General features: G+C 60.6%; 1 protein-coding gene. It reads left to right on the top strand.

The genetic code is table 11. The features are described 5' to 3' along the window. On the top strand, positions 1-393 hold a 393-nt coding region (locus E1K68_RS27555; protein ID WP_212614967.1), incomplete at both ends, for a hypothetical protein.

Raw genomic sequence — 393 nt, 5'->3', positions numbered from 1 at the left:
ACTGGGCGTTGGCCTACGAATACGACCGCCAAAACCGCCTCACCGCCGAACACCAAGGCTGGGGCACCCTGCGCTACGGCTACGACGCCTGTGGGCAACTGAAAAACCTGTGCCTGCCAGACAACAACCGCGTCACCTTCAACCACGATAAAGGCGGCCACCTCGCCACCGTCGAACTCAACGGTGAGGTGCTCACCTCACATCTCTTCAACAGCGGCCGCGAACATCAGCGCCAGCAAGGCCAACTGCTCAGCCATTACCACTACGACGATCAACACCGCCTGCATGCCCATGCGGTGACCCAGCAACAAAACCACCTCTACCAACGCCAATACGACTACGACAAAGCCGGCAACCTCACCCGCCTGCTCGACACCCGCAAAGGCGAGCACC

Source organism: Pseudomonas sp. B2021 (assembly GCF_018135665.1).
GTDB classification, from domain to species: Bacteria; Pseudomonadota; Gammaproteobacteria; order Pseudomonadales; family Pseudomonadaceae; genus Aquipseudomonas; species Aquipseudomonas lactis.
The sequence above is the reverse complement of the archived record's forward strand: the minus strand, read 5'-3'. Positions and strand labels throughout refer to the sequence as shown.